At 70.4% G+C, this 24,858-nt stretch carries 29 protein-coding genes and 1 tRNA gene; 20 read left to right on the top strand and 10 right to left on the bottom strand.

Annotated elements, in window-relative coordinates; translation table 11 throughout:
• Positions 1-25: 25 nt before the first annotated feature.
• A complete protein-coding gene (locus ACFWU3_RS32615) occupies positions 26-400 on the bottom strand; it encodes a DUF2267 domain-containing protein (RefSeq protein WP_384444655.1) in 375 nt (124 codons plus the stop codon).
• Between the two features lie 328 nt (positions 401-728).
• Here ACFWU3_RS32615 and ACFWU3_RS32610 point away from each other — a divergent pair, with 328 nt between their 5' ends.
• Positions 729-1,055, top strand: coding sequence for a carboxymuconolactone decarboxylase family protein (locus ACFWU3_RS32610; protein WP_384444653.1), 327 nt, complete (start codon positions 729-731; stop codon positions 1,053-1,055).
• Positions 1,056-1,158: 103 nt separating this feature from the next.
• On the opposite strand, the gene ACFWU3_RS32605 is transcribed toward ACFWU3_RS32610, so the two are convergent.
• Positions 1,159-1,437, bottom strand: coding sequence for a GlsB/YeaQ/YmgE family stress response membrane protein (locus ACFWU3_RS32605; RefSeq protein ID WP_313945445.1), 279 nt, complete (start codon positions 1,435-1,437; stop codon positions 1,159-1,161).
• A 536-nt stretch (positions 1,438-1,973) separates the two neighbouring features.
• On the opposite strand from ACFWU3_RS32605, the gene ACFWU3_RS32600 reads away from it, so the two are divergent.
• Together ACFWU3_RS32600 and ACFWU3_RS32595 are read left to right on the top strand one after the other, a co-directional pair.
• Complete coding sequence (locus ACFWU3_RS32600) at positions 1,974-2,498, top strand: sigma-70 family RNA polymerase sigma factor (protein WP_384444677.1); 525 nt, start codon at positions 1,974-1,976, stop codon at positions 2,496-2,498.
• The gene (locus tag ACFWU3_RS32595) at positions 2,495-3,235 is read left to right on the top strand and encodes an anti-sigma factor domain-containing protein (RefSeq protein WP_384444651.1); all 741 of its coding nucleotides are present in this window, start codon (positions 2,495-2,497) and stop codon (positions 3,233-3,235) included. Before ACFWU3_RS32600 ends, ACFWU3_RS32595 begins: the two co-directional genes overlap by 4 nt.
• A 201-nt stretch (positions 3,236-3,436) precedes the next feature.
• Here ACFWU3_RS32595 and ACFWU3_RS32590 read toward each other — a convergent pair whose 3' ends face one another.
• The 4 genes from ACFWU3_RS32590 to ACFWU3_RS32575 form a co-directional block, all read right to left on the bottom strand.
• Positions 3,437-4,084 carry a fasciclin domain-containing protein gene (locus ACFWU3_RS32590; protein WP_384444649.1) on the bottom strand — a complete coding sequence of 216 codons (648 nt, stop codon included), beginning with the start codon at positions 4,082-4,084 and terminating at the stop codon, positions 3,437-3,439.
• An 85-nt stretch (positions 4,085-4,169) separates the two neighbouring features.
• Complete coding sequence (locus ACFWU3_RS32585) at positions 4,170-5,738, bottom strand: molybdopterin-dependent oxidoreductase (RefSeq protein ID WP_384444647.1); 1,569 nt, start codon at positions 5,736-5,738, stop codon at positions 4,170-4,172.
• A 762-nt stretch (positions 5,739-6,500) separates the two neighbouring features.
• Positions 6,501-7,442: an alpha/beta fold hydrolase gene (locus ACFWU3_RS32580; protein WP_384444645.1), complete on the bottom strand. Its 942-nt coding sequence runs from the start codon at positions 7,440-7,442 to the stop codon at positions 6,501-6,503.
• A 786-nt stretch (positions 7,443-8,228) separates the two neighbouring features.
• Positions 8,229-8,525, bottom strand: coding sequence for a hypothetical protein (locus ACFWU3_RS32575; RefSeq protein ID WP_384444643.1), 297 nt, complete (start codon positions 8,523-8,525; stop codon positions 8,229-8,231).
• A 223-nt stretch (positions 8,526-8,748) separates the two neighbouring features.
• Between ACFWU3_RS32575 and ACFWU3_RS32570 the strand changes: the two genes are divergently transcribed.
• Positions 8,749-9,570 (top strand): maleylpyruvate isomerase family mycothiol-dependent enzyme, encoded by an 822-nt coding sequence (locus tag ACFWU3_RS32570; protein ID WP_384444641.1) that lies wholly within the window; start codon positions 8,749-8,751, stop codon positions 9,568-9,570.
• A gap of 111 nt (positions 9,571-9,681) precedes the next feature.
• On the opposite strand, the gene ACFWU3_RS32565 is transcribed toward ACFWU3_RS32570, so the two are convergent.
• The gene (locus tag ACFWU3_RS32565; protein ID WP_384444639.1) at positions 9,682-11,304 is read right to left on the bottom strand and encodes an MFS transporter; all 1,623 of its coding nucleotides are present in this window, start codon (positions 11,302-11,304) and stop codon (positions 9,682-9,684) included.
• A gap of 107 nt (positions 11,305-11,411) precedes the next feature.
• Here ACFWU3_RS32565 and ACFWU3_RS32560 point away from each other — a divergent pair, with 107 nt between their 5' ends.
• The 3 genes from ACFWU3_RS32560 (at position 11,412) to ACFWU3_RS32550 (ending at position 14,615) form a co-directional block, all read left to right on the top strand.
• Positions 11,412-12,158, top strand: a complete 747-nt coding sequence (locus ACFWU3_RS32560; RefSeq protein ID WP_384444636.1) for a TetR/AcrR family transcriptional regulator — start codon at positions 11,412-11,414, stop codon at positions 12,156-12,158.
• Positions 12,159-12,328: 170 nt separating this feature from the next.
• Positions 12,329-12,916, top strand: a complete 588-nt coding sequence (locus tag ACFWU3_RS32555) for an HhH-GPD-type base excision DNA repair protein (protein WP_384444634.1) — start codon at positions 12,329-12,331, stop codon at positions 12,914-12,916.
• 163 nt (positions 12,917-13,079) lie between these two features.
• Complete coding sequence (locus ACFWU3_RS32550; protein ID WP_384444675.1) at positions 13,080-14,615, top strand: M28 family metallopeptidase; 1,536 nt, start codon at positions 13,080-13,082, stop codon at positions 14,613-14,615.
• Between the two features lie 66 nt (positions 14,616-14,681).
• On the opposite strand, the gene ACFWU3_RS32545 is transcribed toward ACFWU3_RS32550, so the two are convergent.
• Entirely contained in the window at positions 14,682-16,259 is a 1,578-nt protein-coding gene (locus tag ACFWU3_RS32545; protein ID WP_384444632.1) for a helicase HerA-like domain-containing protein, read from the bottom strand.
• A 117-nt stretch (positions 16,260-16,376) separates the two neighbouring features.
• Between ACFWU3_RS32545 and ACFWU3_RS32540 the strand changes: the two genes are divergently transcribed.
• The gene (locus ACFWU3_RS32540; protein ID WP_003955420.1) at positions 16,377-16,673 is read left to right on the top strand and encodes a type II toxin-antitoxin system VapB family antitoxin; all 297 of its coding nucleotides are present in this window, start codon (positions 16,377-16,379) and stop codon (positions 16,671-16,673) included.
• A gap of 133 nt (positions 16,674-16,806) precedes the next feature.
• Positions 16,807-17,430 carry a LytR C-terminal domain-containing protein gene (locus ACFWU3_RS32535; RefSeq protein ID WP_384444630.1) on the top strand — a complete coding sequence of 208 codons (624 nt, stop codon included), beginning with the start codon at positions 16,807-16,809 and terminating at the stop codon, positions 17,428-17,430.
• 108 nt (positions 17,431-17,538) lie between these two features.
• Here ACFWU3_RS32535 and upp read toward each other — a convergent pair whose 3' ends face one another.
• Positions 17,539-18,174, bottom strand: coding sequence for a uracil phosphoribosyltransferase (gene upp, locus ACFWU3_RS32530; RefSeq protein ID WP_313945431.1), 636 nt, complete (start codon positions 18,172-18,174; stop codon positions 17,539-17,541).
• A 119-nt stretch (positions 18,175-18,293) separates the two neighbouring features.
• On the opposite strand from upp, the gene ACFWU3_RS32525 reads away from it, so the two are divergent.
• From ACFWU3_RS32525 to ACFWU3_RS32485, 9 genes are all read left to right on the top strand, one after another.
• A complete protein-coding gene (locus ACFWU3_RS32525; protein WP_384444627.1) occupies positions 18,294-18,485 on the top strand; it encodes a hypothetical protein in 192 nt (63 codons plus the stop codon).
• Between the two features lie 153 nt (positions 18,486-18,638).
• Positions 18,639-19,175 carry a hypothetical protein gene (locus tag ACFWU3_RS32520; RefSeq protein ID WP_313945429.1) on the top strand — a complete coding sequence of 179 codons (537 nt, stop codon included), beginning with the start codon at positions 18,639-18,641 and terminating at the stop codon, positions 19,173-19,175.
• Positions 19,176-19,243: 68 nt separating this feature from the next.
• Positions 19,244-19,672 carry a tRNA adenosine(34) deaminase TadA gene (tadA, locus tag ACFWU3_RS32515; RefSeq protein ID WP_384444625.1) on the top strand — a complete coding sequence of 143 codons (429 nt, stop codon included), beginning with the start codon at positions 19,244-19,246 and terminating at the stop codon, positions 19,670-19,672.
• A 57-nt stretch (positions 19,673-19,729) separates the two neighbouring features.
• Positions 19,730-19,814, top strand: a tRNA-Ser gene (locus ACFWU3_RS32510).
• 204 nt (positions 19,815-20,018) lie between these two features.
• Positions 20,019-20,183 (top strand): hypothetical protein, encoded by a 165-nt coding sequence (locus ACFWU3_RS32505; RefSeq protein WP_313945427.1) that lies wholly within the window; start codon positions 20,019-20,021, stop codon positions 20,181-20,183.
• Between the two features lie 73 nt (positions 20,184-20,256).
• On the top strand, positions 20,257-20,550 hold the full coding sequence (locus ACFWU3_RS32500) for a Dabb family protein (protein WP_327682580.1): 294 nt from the start codon (positions 20,257-20,259) through the stop codon (positions 20,548-20,550).
• 178 nt (positions 20,551-20,728) lie between these two features.
• Positions 20,729-21,571 (top strand): RNA polymerase sigma factor SigF, encoded by an 843-nt coding sequence (locus ACFWU3_RS32495; protein ID WP_384444622.1) that lies wholly within the window; start codon positions 20,729-20,731, stop codon positions 21,569-21,571.
• Between the two features lie 234 nt (positions 21,572-21,805).
• Positions 21,806-22,669: an RNA polymerase sigma factor SigF gene (locus ACFWU3_RS32490; RefSeq protein ID WP_313945424.1), complete on the top strand. Its 864-nt coding sequence runs from the start codon at positions 21,806-21,808 to the stop codon at positions 22,667-22,669.
• An 82-nt stretch (positions 22,670-22,751) separates the two neighbouring features.
• Positions 22,752-23,558 carry a hypothetical protein gene (locus tag ACFWU3_RS32485; RefSeq protein WP_384444620.1) on the top strand — a complete coding sequence of 269 codons (807 nt, stop codon included), beginning with the start codon at positions 22,752-22,754 and terminating at the stop codon, positions 23,556-23,558.
• 41 nt (positions 23,559-23,599) lie between these two features.
• Here ACFWU3_RS32485 and ACFWU3_RS32480 read toward each other — a convergent pair whose 3' ends face one another.
• Positions 23,600-23,818 carry a hypothetical protein gene (locus ACFWU3_RS32480; protein WP_313945422.1) on the bottom strand — a complete coding sequence of 73 codons (219 nt, stop codon included), beginning with the start codon at positions 23,816-23,818 and terminating at the stop codon, positions 23,600-23,602.
• 198 nt (positions 23,819-24,016) lie between these two features.
• Here ACFWU3_RS32480 and ACFWU3_RS32475 point away from each other — a divergent pair, with 198 nt between their 5' ends.
• Together ACFWU3_RS32475 and ACFWU3_RS32470 are read left to right on the top strand one after the other, a co-directional pair.
• Positions 24,017-24,487, top strand: a complete 471-nt coding sequence (locus ACFWU3_RS32475) for a MarR family winged helix-turn-helix transcriptional regulator (protein WP_384444618.1) — start codon at positions 24,017-24,019, stop codon at positions 24,485-24,487.
• Positions 24,488-24,510: 23 nt separating this feature from the next.
• A partial coding sequence (locus ACFWU3_RS32470) for an MFS transporter (RefSeq protein WP_384444616.1) occupies positions 24,511-24,858 on the top strand: 348 nt, incomplete at its 3' end.

Here is a 24,858-nt window from a genome sequence, read left to right as displayed (position 1 = left end):
GCGAAAAGAAGACGACCGGCGACGGTCAGTCCGCGATCGGCTGGGAGAAGTCGGATCCGAGCTGCGACATCAGATGCCCGAACTCCTTCTCACTGATCGCCTCCCGAAGGGTGCCGAGCACCGCACGGACGCCGCTGTCGGCCTCGTCCGTCCTGAGCACGTTGCGCTCGGCCACACGCCGCACGGTCTCCGCGTAGTCGAAGACCTCGATCTGGTCGGTGGCACCGCGTCGGACCGACTCCGCCAGACCGTCGGGAAGCTCCGGCATCAGGTTCCGGTTCTCACCGGAACTCAGCCGATGGGCCAGCGTCTCCAGCGTCGCGCGGGTCAGATCGGCCGACTCCTGGCGCGACAGGCCCGTGCGCTCCGAGACCGCCTGGATGAATGCCCTCTCTTCCACGCGCTGTCTCCTTTGCCGGCGTGCCGGTGCCGCTGCCCGTCCCGTTCGACGACGGCGGAGCGGCCCTGAATCCAGCCTGACACGCGGCTGCCGGGCCCGCGCGGGCAAAGAGCCGCACCCCGGCTGCCGGGGCCCCGGTGGGGCGTATCCGTGCCATGCGCACGGCACGGATGGGTTCTAGGGTTGAAGGGAATCCCGACGCTCGCGCCCATCGAAGCCACTTCGACCTCGGACACCGGATCCGACGTCGAATCCGGCAGCGGACAGCGAACATCCGCTCCTCCGCCGCGCTTTCCTCCGTCGGGACACACCTTCAGGAGGGACAGAAATGTCCACTGCATCTGAAACGCCTGTCCTCGACACGCTCGCCGCCATGACGGTCGATTCCGTCGAACGGTGCGGACTACCCCCGGACATGCTCCTGCTGACCCGTATCGCGGCTCTCGCTGCCTCCGACGCTCCGCCGATCTCCTATGCGGCCCATATCGACCCCGCCCTCAGGACGGGCATCACGGCCGAGCAGTTGCAGGACGTCCTGGTCGCCATCGCGCCCATCGTGGGCACGGCCCGCGTGATGACGGCGGCTGGAAACCTCACCGCGGCACTCGGCATCGCGATCGCCGTTGCCGACGCGGAGATCCAGGCACGGGGCTGACGGCGGACGGCCCCGGCCCGGGGCGCCGCACGCCTCGTGCCTGACGCACGGCGCGGCCCCCGCCCGAGAGGGCGGGGGCCGCTTGCGCGTCCGCTGTGCGAGGTCAGGCGTGCCGGTGCGAGCGGCGGTTGCCCGTGATGAGGCGGTAGAGGACGAGCAGGATGAGCGAGCCCACGACGGCCGCGACCCAGGTGGAGAGATCGAAGAAGCCGTCGATGGAATCGACGCCGAAGATGACCTTGCCGAGCCAGCCTCCGAGAAGGCCGCCGGCGATGCCGATGAGCATCGTGATGATGATGCCGCCGGGGTCCTTGCCAGGCATAAGAGCCTTGGCGATCATGCCGGCGAGCAAACCGATGAGTATCCAGGCGATGATGCCCATGTGTGATCCCCTACCCCTCGAAGTAATTCACTGTTCGATTACCGCGTGCGCCGAGAAAAGCGATTCAAACCTCGCCGGCTCGTCCGCGGGCCGGGTGATTCCGGTTCCATAGACGGGTGCCCGCCGAAGGCCCGGCGACACCGAGGCGGTACCGGCTCGCGCTCGTCCGCCCGTAGCTGCCGTCGGTCGGCGACCCGGCCGGCCACAGCGCGGCGCTCACATCCCGCACCGCGCTCGTCGGGCTGTCGTGCGGCTCTCGTACGGCACCGGCGCCCCGCCCTTTCGCGCATCGGCTGACCTGCGCGCACACGCCCCGCCCGGCGGCATCCGCCCCGGACGCACTGGCCCTGCCGTCGACCAATCCCTCTTCGCTGCGGTGACGAACCAGTAATGACCAGTAATGACATAGACAGCGAAAACGGCCCATGCGCCATCCACGGCACCATCGAACAGGTCAGTGAGGAATCCAGGTGCAATCCGCCGACCGCGGACAGGAAACCGGGCAGCCGGCGAGGCGGCGCGATCTCGACGCGCTGATGATCCGGACGGCCCAAGGAGATCATGACGCGTTCGCCCAGGTGTACGACCTGGTCAGCGCACCCGTCATGGGAATGGTGCGCCAGGTACTGCGGAATCCGGCCCAGTCCGAGGAGGTGACCCAGGACGTGCTCGTCGAGGTGTGGCGGACAGCAGCGCGATTCGAGCCCGAACGCGGCAGCGCCAAGAACTGGATCATGACCCTGGCCCACCGCCGGGCGGTGGACCGGGTGCGGGCGGTTCAGGCGAGCGTCGACCGCGAGTACAAGGCGGCGCTCCTGGACCGGACCACCCCCTTCGACGAGGTGACGGAACACGTCGAGACACGTCTGGAGTGGCAGCAGGTCCGCCGCTGCGTACGGACTCTCACGGAGATCCAGCGAGAGGCCGTCACCCTCGCCTACTACAAGGGGCTGACCTACAAGCAGGTGGCCGAGTCGCTGTCGCTCCCGCTGGGCACGGTCAAGACCCGGCTGAGGGACGGACTGATCCGCCTGCGCGACTGCCTGGGGGTGACGGCATGACCACGGCCGACCTGCACACGGCCACCGGCGCCTATGTGCTGCACGCGCTGCCCGAGGACGAACGGACGGCCTTCGAGACGCACCTGGCCGCCTGCGAGGCATGCCGGCAGGAGGTCGCCGAGCTCCGGGCCACGGCCGCCCGCCTGGGTCTGGCCGTCGCCGTCACACCTCCCGACGCCATGCGGGACAGCGTGCTGCGGCGCACGGCGGGCACCCGCCAGGAGTTCAAGCTGCTGACGAGCGAACGGATGCGACGGCCCGCGCAACGGCTCCCCCGCCTCGTCATGGCGGCCTGTGTGGCGGCCGCGGCGGCCTTCGGCGGTATCGCCGTGTGGCAGCACGAGGAGGCGGACAGCGCACGGACCGCCGCCCGCCAGGCCGAGGAGCGGGAGGCGAGTGTCGCGGACGTGCTGGCGGCGCCCGACGCCCGCCTTCGGACGCGTGCGCTGTCCGGCGGGGCCACCGCCACGATCGCCGTCTCGCGCAGCGAGGACGCCGCGGCGCTGGTTGTCGCGGGTCTGCCGGAGCTACCGGCGGACAAGGTGTACGAGACCTGGTACGCCGGAAGCGGCAAGCCGCGTCCGGCCGGTCTGCTGCGGAGCGCGAATGGCCGGCAACTGGCCCTGCTCGACGGGCCGGTGGGCGACGCGACCGCCGTGGCGGTCACCGTCGAGCCGGCCGGGGGCTCTCCGCAGCCCACGACCGTGCCGCTCGGCGCGATCACCCTTCCCGCCTGAGGCAGGGACGGCGGCCGGAACGACGAGTACGCGGCGGGCACCGGGACAGTCCCGGTGCCCGCCGCGTGCGTACGGGTGGACGACTCCGGTCATCCGTCACGCTCACCACCGGGCACCCCGCCCCCGCCACGACGCGCCGGGGCGGCCCCTGCGCACAGGGGCCGCCCCGGTCGATTCCACCTGCCCGGTGGGCAGTTGCCGCTACTTCGGCATCAGCACGCTGTCCACGATGTAGACCGTGGCGTTGGCGGTGGGCACATTGCCGCAGACCACGTTCGAGGCGTCGTTCACCTTGTACGCCTCGCCCGAACCGGCCGTCGTGAGCTGTGACTTCTCGAGGGTGGCGTAGGAACCGCTCTCGAGCTGCTGCGGAGTGAGCTTCTGGCCCACGACGTGGTAGGTCAGGATCTTGGTGAGCATGGCCTTGTCGGCGAGGACCTTGTCCAGGTCGGCCTTCGGGATCTTGGCGAAGGCGTCGTTGGTCGGCGCGAACACCGTGATGTTCTCGGCGTTGTTGAGGGTGTCGACCAGACCGGCCTTCTTCACGGCGGCCACCAGGGTGGACAGCGCCGGGTTGTTGGAGGCGGCGGTGGCCACCGGGTCCTTGGCCATGCCGTCGAAGCTGCCCGCGCCGTCCTTCGGCACCGACGCGCAGGCCGGGCCGAACGGGCCGTCCGCCGTGGCCGCGTCGTCGGCGGGCATCGACTTCTCCGCCGACGGAGCCGCCGTGGACGCCTTGTCGGAGGCGGATCCGGAACTGTCGTCGCCGCCGCAGGCGGTCAGGGTCAGGGGCAGGGCCGCGGCGGCGGCCACGGCGACGGCGGCACGACGGAAGCGCAGGGCGTTCATGATGTCTCCTTGAGTGTTCGCACGATGACGGTGTGTCACCAGCGGAGGTGTTGAGGAACCTGGGGGCAGGCCCGGGGGTGCCGGTTCAGTCGACGGTGACGACCACCGAGTGCCGGCCGCTCGCTCCATCGGGGATGGTGCGGGCACGTCTGTCGGTCTGGAGTTCGCCCGTCCGGTCGGTGGCGCGGACGGTGAGGGTGTGGGTGCCCGGCGTGGCCTTCCACGGGTAGGACCACTGCCGCCAGGTGTCGGTGGTGGCCTGCGCGGCGAGGTCGGCGGGACGCCAGGGGCCGTCGTCGACCCGGATCTCGACCCGGTCGATGCCGCGGTGCTGGGCCCAGGCGACGCCGGCGACCATGACGGTGCCGGCCGCGGGCCGGGCGAACGGCTTCGGGGTGTCGATCCGCGACTGGGTCTTGATGGGGGCCTTGCGGGCCCACTTCCGCTTCACCCAGTAGGGGTCGTAGTCGGCGAACGTGGTGAGTTCGATGTCCTCGATCCACTTGCAGGCCGACACGTATCCGTACAGGCCGGGGACGATCATGCGGACCGGAAAGCCGTGGGCGAGCGGCAGCGGTTCGCCGTTCATCCCGACCGCGAGCATCGCGTCCCGGCCGTCCATGACGTCGTCGACCGGGGTGCCGAGCGTCATGCCGTCCACCGACCGGGCGACGAGCTGGTCGGCGGGGCCGCCCCGGCGAGGCGGCCTGACACCCGCCTCGCGCAGCAGGTCGGCCAGACGCACCCCGATCCAGCGGGCGTTGCCCACGTACGGCCCGCCGACCTCGTTGGACACGCACGTCAGGGTGATGTCGCGTTCGATCAGCTCCCGTGCCAGCAGATCCTGGAACGTGTACGTGACCGGGCGCGTGACGCCCTTTCCGTGGATGCGCAGCCGCCAGCGGGTGGCGTCGACCTTCGGGACCACCAGCGCGGTGTCCACCCGGTAGAAGTCCTTGTTGGGCGTGGTGAAGGGGCTGATGCCCGGTGCCCGCAGCCGGGCGCCGGCCGGTACGGCAGCGGCCGGGGACGCGGCAACCGGGAGGTTCACCGCGGCGCGTGAGGCCAGGGCGTCCTTCCCGCGCGAGGTGTTGAGGCCGCGGCCCAGGGTTCCGGCCCCGGCCGAGACGAGGGCGGCGGCGCTCGCGGTGGCGAGGAACCCCCGCCGGTCCCAGCCGAGTTCGGCGCCGGGATCGGCCGCCGTGCGGCGGGCCGTGAGCCGGCCGACGAGGACGTACAACAGCGCCGCCCCCGCGAAGGCGCCGACGAACGAGGGAAGCCCGTCCGTCGGTCCGGTCGAGTCGGGGCGTCCGACGGCCGCGGCGGCACCGACCACGCCGAAGAGCAGGACACCGGCCGAGCCCACGCGCCGGAAGCGCAGCGCGACGAGGCCGAGCACCAGGGCGAAGGCGGCGAGCGTGGCGAGGATCCCGAGCTGGAGGACGAGTTTGTCGTTCGTCCCGAAGCTGCGGATCGCCCAGTCCTTGACACCCGCGGGCGTCCGGTCGATGGCCGCTCCGCCCACCGCGGTGACCGGGCCGGCCTCGGGCCGGACGGCGGCCGAGACCAACTCGGCGACGGCGAGAGCCGCGCAGCCGGAGAGCAGACCGCTCATTGCGGCCAAGCCGGTCCGGGAGATGTTGGTCCTGGTCATCGTCACAAAGACAGTTCGGAACCGGGGCGGCGGGCGGATTGGTGCGTCACTCAAGCGAATGAAGTCGATTCGATCGCCGCGGCGGAAAGAGAGCTGCGGCGCAAGTCCGTACGGCGATCGAGGCCATGCCTGCAGGGCGTGCGGGACAGCCCCGGGCGGGAGTCGCTTCGAGGCGCGGGCTCGCTGCGGGGCTCCGCCCCGAACCCCGCGCCTCAAACGCCGGCGAGGCTGGACTTACCCGGCCCTCCCCGGCGAAGGCCGAAGAGCCTGCTGACAAGGACGTACACCCTCAGTTCGGCCGGCGATGGAGGACAACCCCGCAGGGCGCGCGAGACAGTCCCGGGCCGGGGGTCGCCTCAAAGCGCGGGCTCGCTGCGGGACTCCGCCCCGAACCCCGCGCCTCGAATCCCGGAGGGGCTGGATCCGGCCGAGCGGGACCCGGGTGGACCGGGCGGGTGATGTTCTCTCAGGCGACCAAGCGCCGGGCAGCCCGGTTCCGAATCGATGGAGGCGGGAGGGGTCGCGAGCGGCGGCCACTGCCACCGACCGCACCGGCAGACCTGGGACGCTGCCGATGCGGGACCGCCCGGCTCCGGAGGGGGACCCCTGGCGCCGGGCGGCACCGTCTTCCCTCGTACGAACGGCCCGCGTACGAACGGCTCTCGGGCGCTCGGAGCACAGTCCGGCGCATCCGGGTCCCGGCCAGGCTCGCGGTCCCGTGGGGGACGCTCGCGGCGCCCGACCCCGCCCTGGTCACTGACGTCAGGACGCCCCGGCGAACGCGACCGTCTCCGGCTCCGCCGCGTAGGACAGACCCTCCAGCGTCCTGTCGGTGCAGAAACGCGTCACCAGGTCCGCGAAGTCGGCGATGCGCTCCACCGGCGCGAGGTGGTCGGTCTCCTCGATGGTCATGAACCGGCCCGCCGGCAGACACGCGGCCACGTCCCGGCCCATGGCAGGCGTGGTCAGCGTGTCGTGCTCGCCCGTGACGACCAGATTGGGGATGTGCGGCACCGGCTCCGGGCGGTACCACTCATGCCGCATCAGACGGCTGTTGTGCTCCGCGGACTTTCGCAGCTGCTCGGGATTCTGCGAGGCGATCTGCTGGTGGACCAGGCGGGCCACGGCCGCGTGCTTGCGGACGCGGCCCGTGCCGGGCGGGGACATGAAACGGTCGGCCAGTTCACGGGCGATCGTCTCCGTCTGCCCCTCCCGGATCATGCCGTCCCAGCGCACCATGGCCGCGGCGTAGTCGTCCGGGATCCTCGTCGTCATACCGACGAGCATCAGCCGGGCGAGGTGGTGCGGGTAGTGCTGGGCGAACCGCAGACCGATGGCTCCGCCGTAACAGGCGCCCACGAGATGGACCCGCGGCAGTTCCAGGGAGTCGAGGAGATCCCGTACCGCCGCCGCGAGGAAGTCGATGCCGTACGCCGCCGGAAGGAAGTCGGCGCCGCCGTAGCCGGGAAGGTCCACGGTGATGACGGAATGCGCGTGCGAGAGCCACTTCTCGTGGCGCGTCCAGGAGAAGCGGTCCTGCGACGATCCGCCCAGCACCAGGATGGCCTCGGCGTCGGGGCGTGCTCCTCGCGCGATACGGCATGTGTAGCGGAAGCCGGCGAAGGTGAAGTCCCTTTCCTCCACCTGCCGTTCGGCACAACCGCCGTCGGGGGCCTGGCCGGGGACGGGGGTCGTACCGGGCACGGGCGGGTGGGTACTGATGGTGTCTGCGGCCACAGAAGGACTCCCAGGCAGGTCGAGAAGGCAGGGCTAGTCGCTAACGGCATTCCGTGGTCACCGGTTGCGGATATCCCGGGGGAACTGGTGAGTTACGGGTGCACCGCCGACGGGACCGCACCTCCCGAACCGCGACGGGGAAGGGTCCACCACAATGAAATGCGTCTGTGTGCACGGGAGTTGAGTAGGGCGCACGACCGTCACCGGCCGTACGCCCCACGGCACAGCTTCGTGAGCGACGGATCGGTGATGCCGTCGGAGATCGCGCACAGGCCGCGCATGTCGTACGTCTGCCGGGATCGCGGAACCCGGACCGCCGGGCGCGGGCGCCGGGGGCGCGGGGGCTGGGCACGTCGTTCGGCCGCGGGCCGGGCGCGCCTCGCCGGCGGCTTCTGCGCCCCGCGTCGCGGGGCCGACACCGGCCGGTCCTCAGGGTGTCGGCGCGCCGGGGCCCCGGTGGCCGCGGCGCCCGGTCCGGTCACCGCGAGCGTCTCGCGCGCCGGAGCCTGGGCCGGGCGGTGCGGTGGGGTCACGGGTTCCGTCGGCCGTGGTTCCAGGGGCGCCGTCGACCGGTCGCCCGCCGGCGCCAGGCCCACAGTGCCCGGCTTCCCGGCATGGGGGACCGAGACGCAGCCGGTCGAGGCCACGAGCACGGCAAGGGCGATGAACGTGATCCGCAGACGCATCCACCCACTCTCCCGCCGGGGGAGCCCGCCTGCGACGACACGCGGGCAGGACCACCGGCACGAGTGATCACCTGATCGCATCCCTGACGCGGCGGCTGTCGCCAGCCGGCCGGTCCCGGTCGCGAGCCGGCACATCGAGATTTCGTTCCAGCCCCCGCGCCTGTCGGCGAAGCTCGACCCGGGCCGCCGGTGACCGGCCGCGCTCCGTCTCCCAGAAGGGGTGCCACAGAAGGCGGACCGACAGTCTCAGCAGGCGGCAGCGCAACGTCGTGCAGTGCGGTACACCCTCCGCGAGCTGCGCATACGTGCGGTTCCAGTCGCGCTGGGCCTGCACCAGGTCGGACGGGAAAGCGGGGTGGGCCATGGCTTGAATTCAATCATATGTTCGATTCTTTGGTCATCCGCGGCACTCCCCGGCGGGTCGCCTCAGCACCCTCTCGTCGGGACCGAGACCTTGTCGTCGTGCCCGCGGCCTGGTTGTGTACCGCGGGCGATCTCCAACAGGTTCGCCGGCGGAACCGTGCGATCCGCCGTGGAAGTCCGCCACGGAGGTCCTCCGTGGACGAGGGACCGGGACCGGGAGAGCCGTGACAGGGACAGCAGGACACGACGTACGCGGCACGCTGCCCGAAGGGCTCGCGGACGCGATACGCGACACCGCCGAGGACATCGCCGCGCTGCTGCGCGGGGTCACCGACACCGGCATCCCGGTACCGGACTCGCAGTGGACCCTGGGAGCGGCAGCCGCCCATCTCGCGCAGGCCAACGAGCTGATGGCCGACATAGCCGCGGGGCGGGAGCGCAACCACGGCGACGGCACTCCGCAGAGCCTGGCAGCCGCCAACGAACGCGCGCTCGCCGCGTTCTCCGAGCGGGACGCCCGTCCGCTGGCCGCGATGATCGTGGGGCAGGCCGCCGCCTTCCTCGACGCGGCGGACCGCAACTCCCCCGACGAGACCGTCATCACCCCGCTCGGCCCGATGAGCCGGGCGGAACTGGGTTCGTACCTGCTGACCCACATGCTCGGCCACGGCTACGACCTGGCCCGCGCGCTCGGCCGCCCGCACATGATCGACCGGGCGAGGGTCGGGCTGACCCTGCCCTTCATGATCGTGGCCATGCCGCGGGTGGTCGACGGCGTCACGGCCGCCGGGCTGAACGCCGCGTACACGATCCGCCTGTGGGGAGGCGCGCGCTTCGGTGTGACCTTCACCGACGGCAGCGCGGCGGTGGAAGCCCGGACGCCGGGCCGTCCGGACTGCACCATCCTCACCGAGCCGGTGACCTTCCTGCTCATGGCGCTCGGCCGATGCGACCCGCGGGGCGCCATCGCCCGGGGCCGAGTGCTGGCCTGGGGCCGCCGGCCCTGGCTGGCTCCCCGGTTCCCGCAGCTCTTCACGGCGCCCTGAATCCCCCCGCACGGGCCCGACACCGCCGAAGGCCCCGAACGGCGAACCGTTCCGGGGCCTTCGTCATCGAGCCGTCAGTGCCTTTCCCGTACGGCCGTCCGTGCCGCGACCTCAGCCGGCCGACTGCCCGGCCGTCTCCTCGAGCGCCCTGTCCCCCTTCACCAGGCCCTCGGCTTCCTTCACCAGGTCCTCCGCGTCGGCCTTCGGTGAGTCCTCGGCGCCGGCCCGCGCATCGGGCGTACGCCCCCGCATCAGAAGCAGCGCCAGCACCGCCGCCGCCAGCACACCCGCGGCCCCGACCCAGAAGCCGGCGGACATCGCCTCCGTGAAGGCGTCCCGGGCGGAGTCGAGCAGTTCCGCGTCACCGGTGCGGCCGGCCACGGCGAGCGCGTCGCCGATCGACTCCCGTGCCTGCTCGGGCGCCGAGCCGGGCATCGAGCTGGTGTAGGTGCTCGACAGCACCGCGCCCATGATGGCCACGCCGAGGGCCGCACCCGCCTGCTGAATGGTGTCGTTGAGCGCCGATCCGACGCCGGCGTGCTCCTCCGGCACCGCGCCCATCAGCGCCGCGATCGCCGCGGGCATCGCCAGTCCGCTGCCCGCTCCCATGAGGACCATCGCCGCCGCCAGCATCCCGAAGCCGTCGTCCGTGGACAGGGTCGTGAGCAGGCCGAAGCCGGACGCGACGACGATCAGACCGATGACCGCGACGGCGCGGTTGCCCAGCTTCTGCACCAGCGAGGCGCCGAGCACGTTGAACAGCAGCGCGGCGACGGCCAGCGGGGTGAAGGCGAGACCGGTCTCGGTGGGCGAGTACTCCAGCACGAACTGGAGGAACTGGGTGAGCACCAGCATCAGTCCGCCGTTGGCGAAGGTCAGCAGGACGAGCGAGAAGCTGGACCCGGTGAAGACGCGGTCGCGGAACAGGGAGAGCGGCACCATCGGGGAGGGGGCGCGCAGCTCCCAGTACGCGAAGCCGCCCAGGCACAGCACCGTGACGGCGAGCGAGGTCAGCGTGGCCGGGTCGGTGAGACCCAGTTCCGGCAGCTCGATGATCGTCCAGACCAGGGCGACCATGCCGGCCATCGAGAGCACCATGCCGAGCGGATCGGCCTTGCGCCAGGGGCCCCTGGACTCCGGCATCAGCGCCACGGCCGCGATGATCGCGAGCGCCGCGATGGGGATGTTGATGAGGAAGACCGCGCCCCACCAGAGCTTGGCGATCAGGACACCGCCGAGAACCGGACCGCCGACCAGGCCGATCATCGCCACACCGCTCCAGGCCGCGATGGCCTTGGGCCGCTCGGCCTCGTCGAAGACCGTGATCAGGATCGACAGGGTGCTCGGCATGATCAGGGCACCGCCGACACCCATCATCACGCGGGCGGCGATGAGCTGTTCAGGGCTGCCGGCCCAGGTGGCCAGCACCGACGCGGCGCCGAACAGCGCCAGGCCGATGATCATGACCTTCCGGCGCCCGAAGCGGTCGGACAGGCTGCCCGAGGTGAGCAGCAGACCGGCGAAGACCAGCATGTACGAGTCGATGATCCACTGGATGTCCTGCGCGCTCGCCCCGAGGTCCTCGGTGATCGGAGGGACCGCCACCGTGAGCACCATGTTGTCGATGACCAGCACCAGCGTGCTGAGGCAGAGCACGATCAGGATCAGCCAGCGCCGTGGGTGGCGTTCGGGGCGTTCGGTCTCCATCATCCAGCCTTTCCGCAGTTGGTCCATACGTCGTTCGCTACTCCGAACACTGTACGGCTGACGCACGGCGTACGCAAGACGCACATCGTTCGCGCGCTGGGCTATCCTGGCGGCGAGACGAAGAGGAGACCCGGATGTCAGCGGAGAAGCAGCAGGTCCAGTCGGTGTGGACGCGGCCCCAGCGGCAGCGGCGGGAACAGCCGGCCCTGAGCCGGGACCAGATCGTGTCCGTGGCACTCGAACTGCTGGACGCCGAAGGGCTCGACGCCCTGAGCATGCGCAAGCTCGGCACCCGACTGAACGCCGGCGCCACGTCGATGTACACGTACGTGGCCAACAAGGACGAGCTGTTCGAGCTGGTCGTGGACCAGGTCTACGGCGAGATCGAGGTACCGGCCGCCGACGACCCCGCGGACTGGCGCGCGGCCACCACCCGCTGCGCCCACAGCCTCCGCTCCACCTTCCTGCAACACCCCTGGATCGTCTCGGTCCTGGGCGAGGTGGGCGTGGCCCACCTGGGCCCGAACATGATGCGGCTCTCCGACGCCCTGCTCGGCGTACTGGAGGACGGCGGCTTCTCGCTCGACGCGGCGGACCGGGGCGTGAGCACGGTGTTCGCGTACGTCATCGGGGTGTCGACCACCGAGGCGGCGTGGCTGACGACGGTCAGGCGCAGCGGCCGGGCCGAACAGGAGTTGATCGAGAGCCTGTTGCCGGCCGCAGAGCAGGCGGTCCAGGGTCACCCCCGGCTGCGGAGGCTCTACGCGGCCCAGCGGGACGCGGACGCGAACGGCGCGCGTGACGACGGGTTCGAGGACGGGCTCCAGTGCGTACTGGACGGTCTGGAGGCCCGACGGGGACGCGGGGGCGGCGCGCGCTGAGAAACCGGCCGGCCGCGCGGAAGGACACGACCGCTGCCCCGGTCCGCGTCTGCCGCGTCCGCACACGTCGCCGGCGGCCGGTCGTCCCGTTCGGCGATCGTGTCCGCCGGACGGCGCCCCGGACGCCCTGCTCACTGGCGGCCCGCCGCGGCCGGAGAGATCATCGGGACATGAGCCCCACAATTCACCTCTCCCAGCAACCCGAGGCCGACGAACTGCTCGGCCGCAGTCCGCTCGCCGCTCTCGTCGGGATGCTGCTCGACCAGCAGGTTCCGATGGAGTGGGCGTTCTCCGGCCCGTACACCATCGCCCGCCGCATGGGCGCGGACGACCTCGATGCCGCCGCGATCGCCGCGTACGACCCCGAGGCCTTCGCCGAGCTGCTGAAGGAGAAACCCGCCGTCCACCGCTACCCGGGAAACATGGCCAAGCGCGTGCAGGTGCTCTGTCAGTACCTGGTCGACGAGTACGGCGGTGACGCGAGCGCGGTCTGGCAGGACGTACAGAACGGCGCGGAGCTGCTGGCCCGGCTGAAGGCGCTGCCCGGATTCGGCGAGCAGAAGGCGAAGATCTTCCTCGCGCTGCTCGGCAAGCAGTACGACGTCCGGCCGACGGGCTGGCGGGAGGCCGCCGGCGCCTACGGCGAACAGGGCTCCTACCGCTCCGCCGCCGACATCACGGGACCCGAATCCCTCGCCAAGGTGCGGGCGCACAAGCAGGAGATGAAGGCGGCGGCGAAGGCGGCCAAGGGAGGCTGATCATCGGCGTGTTGAAGCGGATCCCTCCACTCCTGGTGTCAATGAGATGAATTGCGACGTGAGTTGAGGCACATCCGTTCACAGAACTGCCGTGCGTCGCTAACTTCCCTTCCACCTGTCCACACCGGGAAGGATCTCTGTGAAGGCATCCCGTCGCAGAGCCGTGGCCACCATGGCCGCAGCCGCACTCGCCACCCCGCTCCTGCTGGCATCCGCATCCCCTTCTGCCGCGCACCGCCAGGACCCTGGCGCCCAGGCGGCGAAGAACGCGTCGAAGCTGGCGCAGAAGCTGGTCGGCAAGGCGTCCGCCAAGGACGCGCACAAGCATCTGGAGAAGTTCCAGCAGATAGCCGACACCACGGGCGGCCACCGGGCCGCCGGTTCGCTGGGCCACGACGCGTCCGCCGCGTACGTCTACCAGCAGATGAAGAAGTACGGCTACGACGTCTCGTACGAAGAGTTCTCCTTCGTCTACACCGAGACGCAGGCCGAGAAGCTCTCCGTGGTCTCGCCCACGCCGCGCGACGTCGCGATCTCGGCGATGACGTACACCAAGTCCACTCCGGTGGGCGGCATCAAGGCCGATCTGGCCGCCGTGCCGGTGGACGAGACGACGGGCTGCGAGCCCGCCGACTACGCCTCCGGAACCTTCACCGGGAAGATCGCGCTCATCAAGCGCGGCGGCTGCACCTTCGGCGAGAAGCAGGTCGCCGCGGCCGCTGCCGGCGCGGTCGGCGCCATCGTCTACAACAACACCACGGGCGCGCTCTCGGGCACCCTGGGCGATGTGGCCACCGGCAAGATCCCCACCGGCGGGGTCACCCAGGCGGACGGCGAGAAGCTCGTCGCCGATCTCGCCAAGGGCGCGGTGAACGTCTCCTTCGAGATCCGCCAGCTCCAGCAGAACCGCACGACCAGAAACGTGATCGCGGAGACGCGCACGGGCAACGCGGCCAACACCGTGATGCTCGGCTCGCACCTCGACTCGGTCACCGCCGGCCCCGGCATCAATGACAACGGCTCCGGCTCCGCCGGTCTGCTCGAAGTCGCCCAGGAGCTGGCCAAGGCCGAGAAGCGCCCGGCCAACAAGGTCCGCTTCGCCTGGTGGTCGGCGGAGGAGAACGGTCTGCTCGGCTCCGAGGCGTACGTCGCGAACCTCAGCGACCTCGGCAAGAAGGAGATCAAGCTCTATCTGAACTTCGACATGATCGCCTCGCCGAACTACGGGCTCTTCGTCTACGACGGCGACGACTCCGACGGTGTGGGCGCGGGCCCCGGCCCGGCGGGCTCGGCGCAGCTGGAGCGGGACATCAACACGTTCCTCGACAAGCGCGGCACCCCGCACGAGGGCACGGACTTCACCGGACGCTCGGACTACGGGCCGTTCATCGAGGTCGGCATCCCCTCCGGCGGTACGTTCACCGGTGCCGAGGGCCTCAAGACCCCGGCCCAGGCGACGAAGTTCGGTGGCACCGCCGGTGTCGCGTACGACCCGAACTACCACGCCAAGGGTGACAACCTCAGCAACATCAACATGAAGGCGTTCGCCGTGAACATCGGCGTCATCGCCAACGCGGTCGGCACGTACGCCCACGACCTGAGCTCGCTCAGGAAGCCGGTCACCACCGTCCCGACGGAGGGCGACGCCGGCAGCGGCGGCGGTCTTCACGACGGCCACGGCCACGAGGTCACCGAGTAACGACCACCGAGCCACCCGGCAGAACCGCGCTCCCCCGCGCCCGTCCGGGCGCGGGGGAGCGTCGTCTCAGCGCCTGCGGCGGGCGGTGCCGAACAGCGAGCGGGAGATCTCCCGGCCGAGCTGTGTGCCCACCGAGCGCGCCAGCGACCGGAAGACCCCGCTGCCCATCACCTGACCGGCCGGCGACTCATCCTTCCGCTGCGAGGGCCTCGGCGCCCCGGCCGCGTCCTTCGCGGCCTGCTTCGCCGCCTCCGCGTCCCGCGCCGCGGCTTCGGCCGCCGCTTCCGCCGCCTGCTGCTCGGCGGTCAGCTTCTCGTACGCCGACTCCCGGTCGACCGCCTGCGCATAGCGCGCGTACAGCGGTGAGGAGGTCACCGCCGACTGCATCGCCGCCGCGTCGATCGGCCCCATCAGGGACTGCGGCGCCCGCAGCCGTGTCGCCGCGACGGGCGTCGGCGCTCCCTTGTCGCTCAGCACGGTGATCACGGCCTCGCCGATGCCGAGCCCGGTGAGCACCTCTTCCAGGTCGTACGCCGAGTTCGGGAAGGTCTTCACCGTCGCCTTCAGCGCCTTCGCGTCGTCCGGTGTGAACGCCCGCAGCGCGTGCTGCACCCGGTTGCCGAGCTGTGCCAGCACATCGGACGGCACGTCCTTGGGTGTCTGCGTCACGAAGAAGACGCCGACTCCTTTCGAGCGAATCAGCCGCACGGTCTGCGTGATCGACTCCAGGAACGCCTTGGACGCCCCGTTGAACAGCAGATGCGCCTCGTCGAAGAAGAACACGAGCTTCGGCTTCTCCACGTCGCCGACCTCGGGCAGATCCTCGAAGAGATCGGCGAGCAGCCACATCAGGAAGGTGGAGAACAGCTGCGGCTTGTCCTGCACCGACGGCAGCTCCAGTACGGAGACCAGGCCCCGCCCGTCCGGGGCGGTCCGCAGCAGCTCGCTCGTGTCGAACTCCGGCTCGCCGAAGAACCCGCCCGCGCCCTGCTGCTCGAAGGCGGTGATCGAGCGCAGGATGACGCCCGCCGTGGCCGTCGAGAGCCCGCCGATGTTCTTCAGTTCCGCCTTGCCGGTGTCCGACACCAGGAAGGCCACCACCGCGCGCAGATCCTTGAGGTCGACCAGCTCCAGTCCCTTGGAGTCCGCGTAGTGGAAGATCAGCCCGAGGGACTGCTCCTGCGTCTGGTTGAGCTGGAGCACCTTGGAGAGCAGCACGGGCCCGAAGCTCGTGACGGTGGCCCGGACGGGGATGCCGGCGCCGATGCCGCCCAGCCCGTAGAAGGTGCAGGGAAAGCCCTCGGCCTGCCACTCCTGCCCGACCTGCGCGGCCCGCTCGCGCACCCTGGCGCCGTCCTGGCCGGGCGCGGAGACGCCGGACACGTCGCCCTTGATGTCGGCCAGGAAGACGGGCACCCCGTTCGCGGAGAGCTGCTCGGCGATCAGCTGGAGCGTCTTGGTCTTGCCCGTGCCGGTGGCCCCGGCGACCAGTCCGTGCCGGTTGAGCATGGAGAGCGGGATACGCACCGGCGCCTGGGGCAGGCACTGCCCGTCCCAGAGCAGGGCGCCCAGCTCCAGGGCAGGGCCGTCGACGGCGTAACCCGAGGCGATTTCCTGCGCGGGCTGCGGCACGGTCTCGGCCATGACGGACCTCGGATTTCCGGTCTGTGGCGTGTGATTTCCGGTCTGTACCGTTTTGCACAGGATCGCATTGGGCTGCCATGGCTGCGCCCGGAGCCGCTTGACCGGTAGGCTTTCCGTGTGATCTTCAAGCGCATCGGTAACGGGCGGCCGTATCCCGACCACGGCCGGGAAAGCACCCGGCAGTGGGCGGATGTCGCGCCGCGCCCGGTCCGCCTCGATCAGCTCGTGACGACCAAGGGTCAGCTCGATCTGGAAACGCTGCTGGCCGAGGACTCGACCTTCTACGGCGACCTCTTCGCGCATGTCGTGAAGTGGCAGGGCGACCTCTATCTCGAGGACGGCCTGCACCGCGCCGTACGCGCCGCGCTCCAGCAGCGCCAGGTGCTGCACGCCCGCGTCCTCGAACTCGGCTGACCCGCACAACCGGCCGCGAGGCGCTCGGCGAGGGGCCGGTCACTGACCCTTTCGGGCTTATTCGAAGTCCGTACGGACGCAATCAGTTGATCGTTTAGTAGGCATGGACTCCGGGTCGCACTACGCTGCGCCCATGAGCATGCTCACTCCCCCCGGCATGGGCGGAAAGTACCGCATCACGGGCGACAAGTACCCCCGCATGCGACGCCCTCGCAATCGCCGCAGGATCGTCACGGCAGTCGTTGCCGCGGTCGTCGCCCTCGGGCTGGCCGGGTGGGGAACGCTGCAGCTCATCGACGTCTTCACCGGTGACGGGAAGAAGACGTCGGCGAGCCACAAGGCGGACTGCCAACCGGCTGCGAAGACCTCCGCGGCGGCTCCCGTGGCCCTCAAGCCCGGACAGATCACGGTGAACGTCTACAACGCCACTCCGCGGTCCGGTCTGGCCAAGGCCGCGGCCGACGAACTCAAGAAACGCGGCTTTGCCATCGGCAAGGTGGGCAACGCGCCGGCCGCCTACGACAAGAAGGTTCCGGGCATCGGGATACTGCTCGGCGCGCCGACGGCGTCGAAGGGTCCGTTCTCGGTCCTCGGCACCCAGCTGAGGGGCGCGACGACCAAGACGGACGCGCGCAAGACGGCGGACGTGGACCTGATTCTCGGTACGGGCTTCACGGCGCTCACGGCCAAGCCGGACGCGGACCAGGCACTGACGGTCCTCGCGAAGCCCGCGCCCGCTCCCGCCGGGAAGTGCTGAGACCGCACCCCCGCATCGAGGCGCCACCGCACGACAAGGCCGCCGGGACACGGTCGTCCCGGCGGCCGAGGTCGCTCGGATCAGGGCCCAGGCCCTGGCCCTGGCCCCCTAGTCGACCGTGCCGTACATGCGGTCGCCCGCGTCGCCGAGGCCCGGGACGATGTAGCCGTGCTCGTTCAGGCGCTCGTCCACGGAGGCCGTGACGACCGTGACCGGCGTGCCGGCGAGCTCGCGCTCCATCATCTCGACGCCCTCGGGCGCCGCCAGCAGCACGACCGCCGTCACATCGTCCGCGCCGCGCTTGATCAGCTCACGGATCGCCGCGACCAGCGTGCCGCCGGTGGCCAGCATCGGGTCGAGGACGTAGACCTGGCGGCCCGAGAGGTCCTCGGGCATCCGGGTCGCGTACGTCGACGCCTCCAGTGTCTCCTCGTTGCGGATCATCCCGAGGAAGCCCACCTCGGCGGTCGGCAGCAGGCGCACCATGCCGTCCAGCATGCCGAGGCCGGCGCGCAGGATCGGCACCACCAGCGGACGCGGGTGCGACAGCTTGACGCCCGTCGTCCCGGTCACCGGGGTCACGATGTCCACCTGCTCGGTGCGCACGTCCCGGGTCGCCTCGTACGCGAGCAGGGTGACCAGCTCGTCGGCGAGACGCCGGAAGGTCGGGGAGTCGGTGCGCCTGTCGCGCAGCGTGGTGAGTTTGTGCGCCACCAGGGGGTGGTCGACGACGTGGATCCGCATGGCGTCAACAGTAGCCCGCGCTCGCATCAAGGCAGGTTCCGGAGGGAAGGTGGAGGGGATCCCCCCAGGCCCAGGGGCCGAGGGGAAGACGGATCCGGCCGTGGGGTGGTGTGTGGGCGATGCCTGAGCCCGAGGGTGAACAGCACGACATAGCGAGCGAGAGCGAGACCGAGGCGGCACGCAGGAGGCGGCGCGCCCAGTTCCTCCGCGAGCTCCACGAGGCCAAGGCGCTGCGCGACCGTGTGCAGCCGCGCCGGGCCCGTGCGGCACGGATGCGTCAGCAGATGCGCATGCGCACGTTCCGCTGGTGACAGGCCCACGCAAACGGTGCCTGTGAGAACTGATGGCCGACGCAACGACGGAAGACCTCTCGCAATGGCCCGCTTTCTGCCACGATTCCGAGAGGGCGGGGCACGCTCAGCGCACCGCCGGTCGTCACACCTCTGATCAGTGGGAGAGTCACGGTGTACTTCGCCGCACTGCTCGCGCGCACTCATGACGGGTGGGAAGCGAGCGACACAGAGCTCGACGATGTGGAGACGCTGTCGGATCTGACCGACCTGGCACGTGAGGCCTCGGTGGACGAGGACACGGTGCTCGTCTTCATCGAGCAGGAGGACGCCTGGTTCGGCATCGTCCGGGTGGAGGGCGAGGAGGATCCTCGTATCTTCGTCTCGGACGCCGCCGCCGCCGCGCGCTCCTCCTACGGGGAGATCCTCACCAACGAACTGCTCGGCGGGGACGATGATGACCCGGCCGACGATCTGGACACCCTGGACCTCGACGGCACCGAGGACGGCGAGGCGGACGAGGACGACGACGAGGAAGCCGTCGACCCCATCGCCGCGCTCGACACCGTGCCCGCGGGACCGGTCGGTGACCGCGACATCCTGACGGACCTCGGTCTGTCGGAGAAGGAGCTGCTGGCACTGGATACGGAGGCACTGCCGGAGATCGCCGAGTCGCTGGGCGCGGCCGAGGTTCTGGAGACCGTTCGCTAGTGACGGGAGCGGCACCCGATCGCGTACCGGCAGGCTCGGACCCGGTACGCGGACCCTGGGAGGCGCCGATGCGCGCCGCCCTGGCGGAGGCGGAGCGTGCGGCGCTGTCCGGCGATGTGCCGGTCGGCGCCCTCGTGCTGGGCGAGGACGGCACGGTGCTCTCCGCCGGGCACAACGAACGCGAGCTGACGGGCGACCCGACGGCCCATGCCGAGGTCCTGGCGATCCGCAGGGCCGCCGAGCGCCTCGGCAGCTGGCGGCTGACCGGCTGCACGCTGGTCGTGACGCTGGAGCCGTGCACCATGTGCGCGGGCGCGATCGTGCAGTCCCGGGTGGACCGGGTGGTCTACGGCGCCCGCGACGAGAAGGCGGGCGCCGCGGGTTCGCTGTGGGACGTCGTACGGGACAGACGGCTCAACCACCGGCCCGAGGTGGTGCTCGGCGTGCTCGAACCGGAGTGCGCGGCGCTTCTGACGGCCTTCTTCCGCGAGCGCTGAGCACGGATCCGGATACCGATTTCGGAGCACGGCCCACCTTGGGCTAAGCTCTCTCCCGGTAGCGTGTCCGAGCGGCCGAAGGAGCTCGCCTCGAAAGCGAGTGTGGGGAAACTCACCGAGGGTTCAAATCCCTCCGCTACCGCTCTCGGCAAAGGGTCCGGCTCATCGAGCCGGGCCCTTTCGTCTGTTCCGGGACCACTCGTACGGACCTGTCCGGCGGCCCCGGGACCCCGTCGGCAACCGGCCACGATCACCGGGTTCTTGGTCCGGAAGGGCTCGGTTAGACTCACGCGACTCCACGAACGGGGGAGGCGCAGGGGCCAGGGAACGCAGGGAGCAAGGGCTGATGGTGCAGACGAAGAAGATCGCTGTCTATGTCGTCGTCGTCTTCGTGCTCTACACGATCATCACGTCCCCGGAGAAGGCCGCCGACCTGGTCCAGATAGGGTTCGAGGGCATATCGACCGCCGCGCAGGGCGTCGGGGACTTCATGACCGAGCTCGTCAATTAGGGTCTGTCGCTGATCCGAACGACAGGCCCCGGGGTCTGTCGGCGGAACGAACGACCGACGCTGGGAGTGCCCCTTGATCCGCCATCTGGTCCTGTTCAAGCTCAACGACGGAGTGGGGCGCGACGAGCCCCGGGTGATCGCCGGCGCGCAGGCCTTCCGGGAGCTGGACGGGCTCGTGCCCGAGCTGGAGTTCTGGGAGTGCGGCTGGAACATCACCGACCGGCCGATCGCCTACGACTTCGCCATCAACTCCGCCGTCGCCGACGGCGATGCGCTGAAGCGGTACATCGAGCATCCGGCCCATCAGGCTGCCGCCGGACAGTGGCGTGAGTTCGCCACCTGGGTGATCGCCGACTACGAGTTCTGAACCACCTGCTTTTCCGGCCCTCCGCCCGCTGGGCGGGGGGTTTTTTGAGGTTTAGATCCCAACTTGCCGTCAACACGGCGTTTTCGGGTGCTTGCACACAGTGGACATGTCTTGTGATGCTATGACCGCTTTTGACGGATGAGTTGACCGTAGTTGACCGCAAAGGGGTGGCGTGACCGTGCCGGCCAGTACTGCGCCTCAGGTGTTGCCCCAGAACGAGCGGCCGGACGACCCGCCCGCCACCGCGCGGCCACAGAGCAGGGGCGCCGACACCAGGGCCCTGACCCAGGTGCTCTTCGGGGAGCTCAAGGACCTCGAGCCCGGCACCCCGGAACACTCCCGGGTGCGGGGGGCGCTGATCGAGGCGAACCTCCCGCTCGTGCGGTACGCCGCCGCCCGCTTCCGCTCCCGCAACGAGCCGATGGAGGACGTCGTCCAGGTCGGCACGATCGGACTCATCAACGCGATCGACCGCTTCGACCCGGACCGCGGGGTGCAGTTCCCGACCTTCGCGATGCCCACGGTGGTCGGCGAGATCAAACGTTACTTCCGCGACAACGTACGGACCGTCCATGTGCCGCGGCGGCTGCACGAGCTGTGGGTCCAGGTCAACGGCGCCACCGAGGACCTGACGACCGCTCACGGCCGTTCGCCGACGACCGCCGAGATCGCCGAGCGGCTGAAGATCGGCGAGGACGAGGTGCTGGCCTGCATCGAGGCCGGCCGCTCGTACCACGCGACCTCACTGGAGGCGGCGCAGGAGGGCGACGGGCTGCCCGGCCTGCTGGACCGGCTCGGTTACGAGGACCCCGCTCTCGCGGGCGTCGAACACCGGGATCTCGTACGGCATCTGCTCGTACAACTGCCCGAGCGGGAACAGCGCATCCTGATGCTGCGGTACTACAGCAATCTGACGCAGTCACAGATCAGCCAGGAGCTGGGAGTCTCCCAGATGCACGTGTCAAGACTTCTGGCGCGCAGCTTCTCCCGATTGCGATCCGCAAACAGGATCGAGGCGTAGCCGGATCGGGTATACCCCGGTCGGACGCTTTTCATCGGGCCCACATCCGTACACCCCCTGCCGCCTGCGGAGTTTGGCCCATTACTTGTCGACATGTCACTACAGCGTGTTGCCGACATGTGACATTCTGCCGGAGACGCGTTTGCCGCAGCCTCGCCGCCGGTATTTCAGGGGAAGCTGCGTTCCTCCGTTGGTCGCGGCCACCGCGACCGTCCGCGACCTCAAGGGGGTGGCATGTCCGCAGAACAGGGCAGCTCGAAGGTGCTTACGCTCACAAAGAGCGCTCCCGCACCTGTCACGCCTGACAGCTCGGAGGCCATCGACACCCGCACTCTGTCCCGCTCCCTGTTTCTGCGGCTGCGCGCACTGGACGCGCAGAACGCCGAGGGCGCGGGCGACACCCCGGAGCGCACCTATGTGCGCGACACCCTCATCGAACTCAACCTCCCCCTGGTGCGTTACGCGGCGGCCCGGTTCCGCTCCCGCAACGAACCGATGGAGGACATCGTCCAGGTCGGCACGATCGGTCTGATCAAGGCGATCGACCGCTTCGACTGCGAACGAGGCGTGGAGTTCCCGACGTTCGCCATGCCGACGGTCGTCGGCGAGATCAAGCGCTTCTTCCGCGACACCTCGTGGTCGGTGCGGGTGCCGCGCCGGCTCCAGGAGCTGCGGCTCGCGCTCACCAAGGCGAGCGACGAGCTGGCGCAGAAGCTGGACCGCTCCCCGACCGTGCCCGAACTCGCGGCCGTGCTCGGGGTCTCCGAGGAGGACGTGGTCGACGGCCTCGCCGTCGGAAACGCCTACACGGCGTCCTCGCTGGACTCGCCGTCCCCCGAGGACGACGGCGGCGAGGGCTCGCTGGCGGACCGTCTGGGGTACGAGGACTCGGCGCTCGAGGGCGTGGAGTACCGCGAGTCCCTGAAGCCGCTGCTGGCCAAACTCCCGCCCAGGGAGCGGCAGATCATCATGCTGCGGTTCTTCGCGAACATGACGCAGTCCCAGATCGGCGAGGAGGTCGGCATCTCGCAGATGCACGTCTCCCGGCTGCTGACCCGCACGCTCGCGCAGCTGCGGGAGGGACTGATCTCCGACTGACGTCCGCCGGCCCGGCCCGGTCGCCGATCCGGCGGCTGCGGCCGGGGTTCCTTATTGACGGTCCGTCAGACACACTGACGCGATGCGACGACGTCCCAGAACGGCTCTCGTGGCGGTGGCGCTCTGCCTCGGCGGCACGCTGACGGCGTGCGGCAGCGGCGGCGACGACGGATACGCGGCGGTCGGCGCCGCGGGTTCGGGGCCCGAGAGAGGTCCCACGTCCGCGGTTCCGCCGCAGGGCGACGTGGTCCTGGTACCGCTGGACGGCGCCACCGGACCGGGTGAGCCACCGGGCGCGACGGCGTCGAAGGGCGGGCAGCCGTCCGGTTCGCCGTCCGTGGGCGGCGGCAGTGGCGCAGGCGGTACGGGTGGAGCCTCCGGAAACCCCGGCGCTCCGGGCGGCGCGGGTGATCCGGGCGCTGGAGGTCCGGCTTCCGGAAGTCCGGGCGCGGGAAGCTCCGGCACCTCGGGCGGATCGGGCACCTCAGGAGGCTCCGGCTCCGGCGGCACGACCACGCCCGACCGGCCCGGAACCCCGCCCGCCGAGCCACCCTCGAAGCCCACGCCGAAGCCCACGCCGGGACCCGCCGTGCTCAGCGTCGGCGAACCGGTGCGCGCGGCACTCGACCGCCGCTGGTGCGAGCAGGTCACCGTGACGTTCCGCAACAGCGGTCGGTCACCGGTGGCGTCGGGCACCGTCACCTTCGCCACGCACATCATCGGCGCGCTCGGCATCGACTGGGCGACCATCCGGTCCGCTCAGCCCCTGCCCGCGCCGATCGCCGCGGGGGCGGCACGCACTCAGGCGTACACCGTGTGTGTGGACGCCTGGCGGGTGCCGCTGGGCATGCACATCGAGACCCAGGACGTCACCGCCACCTGGACCTGACGGGCGGCCGCGGTGACGTACCCGGTGGTGTGAGGAGCGGGTCAGCCCAGGGCGAGCCAGGCCACCGCGCCGAGGATCACCACGGCGGCGATGACGCCGACGATGAGCCCGACGCGCGAACCGGACTGGGCGGTGGCCGCCGGCTGCCGGGTCTGCGGCGCGCCCTCGTCGACGAAGGCGCGGAACATCTGGGTGCTGCCCGCCGGGTCGTAGTTGCCCTCGGGGCCCTGACCTTGGGGAGCGTGGGGGTTGTGTGCCATGGGGCAGGACCCTAGCGAACGCAGGTGTCCTGCCCAACCCCGGGCGAGCGACGGACGGCTCCCCCGATGCGCCATGACCGGGCGCATGCGAAGCCTTTTGAGTTCCTTTACTACTGCAAGCCCCGCTTTCGTTTGCCTTCAGCAACCAATGACTTCTATGGTTGCCCTAAGCAACAAGATGTCGGGAGGGGTACGGCCATGGCCGCACAGAGTCAGTACGCGGAACTGGCCCGGCAGCTCAGTGCCATCGGCGCCGTCAAGCGCGGACTGGCACGGATACTCCCCGCCGAGTGCCCGTCCGGCACGGCCGCCGTACTGACCCTGCTGGACCGGCACGGCGAGATGCGGATGAGCCGGCTGGCCGAGCTGCTGGCCGTCGACATGTCGGTGACCAGCCGGCATGTGGCCCATGCGGCGGAACGCGGCTGGATCGAGCGCTCCCCCGACCCGGGTGACCGGCGCTCCCGCATCCTCCGGCTGTCCCCCGCGGGGCTGGACATGCTCGACGAGCTCGCCCGGCGGACGACGGACATGTTCGCCCACAACCTCGAGGACTGGTCCGACGAAGACGTCGGACAGCTGATCGTGATGCTGGCGCGCCTGCGCGACTCCTTCGGAGACTGCCGGGCGCGCCACCACGACGAGCCGCACTCCCGTACACCCGTGTGACAAGACGTAAGAAAAGGAACTTCATGGCTACGACCACACCGTCCGGTGTGCGGGGCGGCCACGCCAAGCACGGCGCTCAACCCGCCGGCGACGGCACGCCGATGACCCACCGGCAGATCATGGAAGCGCTGTCCGGGCTGCTGCTCGGCATGTTCGTCGCCATCCTGTCGTCCACCATCGTCTCCAACGCCCTGCCCGAGATCATCACCGACCTCGACGGCGGTCAGAGCGCCTACACCTGGGTGGTCACGGCCGCACTGCTGTCGATGACCGCGACCACTCCGCTGTGGGGCAAGCTCGCGGACCTCTTCAGCAAGAAGCTGCTGGTCCAGATAGCGCTCGTCATCTACATGGCGGGCTCGGTGGTCGCC

Origin of the sequence: Streptomyces sp. NPDC058685 (genome assembly GCF_042714725.1) — a bacterium.
Lineage (GTDB): Bacteria > Actinomycetota > Actinomycetes > Streptomycetales > Streptomycetaceae > Streptomyces.
Note: the sequence above shows the minus strand (reverse complement) of the source record. Positions and strands in the feature narration are given on the sequence as shown.